At 53.4% G+C, this 771-nt stretch carries 2 protein-coding genes; one reads left to right on the top strand and one right to left on the bottom strand.

Translation table 11 applies throughout. From position 1 onward, the window contains the following. Positions 1-123: 123 nt before the first annotated feature. Positions 124-525 carry a GNAT family N-acetyltransferase gene (locus tag CSQ89_RS23980; protein ID WP_099408005.1) on the top strand — a complete coding sequence of 134 codons (402 nt, stop codon included), beginning with the start codon at positions 124-126 and terminating at the stop codon, positions 523-525. A 22-nt stretch (positions 526-547) separates the two neighbouring features. Here the strand turns inward: CSQ89_RS23980 and CSQ89_RS23455 are convergent. Further along, a partial coding sequence (locus CSQ89_RS23455; protein ID WP_233203448.1) for a hypothetical protein occupies positions 548-771 on the bottom strand: 224 nt, incomplete at its 5' end.

Below are 771 nucleotides of genomic sequence, written 5' to 3'. Positions count from 1 at the left end.
TGCCTGAGCATCAAGACGCAGAAGAACCCATTCGCACTTTGCCGCAAGTTACTGATCAACGCCTCCCGCGCGGCTTATGATCAGTTACAGCTGCTTCTCGCAGCTACTGCGTAACATCAGTTATTGAATCATCCGGATGTCATTCGCCATATGCCTCTTGCTGATGGCAATTGGACTGAGAAATCGGTTATTGATTGGGTGGCTGGCAAAGATAGTCAATGGACGATGAATGGCTATGGCCCGTGGGCAATTCGTATAGACGGCGTCTTTGCCGGATGGGGTGGTTTTCAGAAAGAAGCGGATGGCGCTGACTTTGCGCTAGTCCTCCTCCCAAAATTTTGGGGGTATGGCGCTGCACTATTCCGTTCAATGCTAGGTCGTCGGGCTGAACTCAATATTGGCTCTGTCAGTATCCTATTGCCTCCCAGCAGGTTACGGCTCAGGGGCCTAGCCCGTCTTGGTTTTGTGCCTGACGGCGAATTGGAGTACGAAGCTCGCCGGTTTCTGAAGTTCAGATTGAGATGAAAAAATTGACATCCTCCCCTCCCTAAAGGACGGGGATTCCTACTGCGCTTACCTCAGGCATTGAGCCTTTGGCAAGTCGGCCCAGTGGGAGCAATATTTGACTGGCAACTCCCAACCCCAGGACTAAACCGCTCGCGCGGTAGGGGTCGTGCTCAACCGCAGCGCGCAGCTCTGGCAGGCAAGGGGTTCGTATCGTGCTGGCAATTGCCGATGTTGGAAATGAGGCATTCCCGCCTCGTTCTGACA

The organism is Chitinimonas sp. BJB300 (genome assembly GCF_002735695.1).
Lineage (GTDB): Bacteria > Pseudomonadota > Gammaproteobacteria > Burkholderiales > Chitinimonadaceae > Chitinimonas.
The sequence above is the reverse complement of the archived record's forward strand: the minus strand, read 5'-3'. Positions and strand labels throughout refer to the sequence as shown.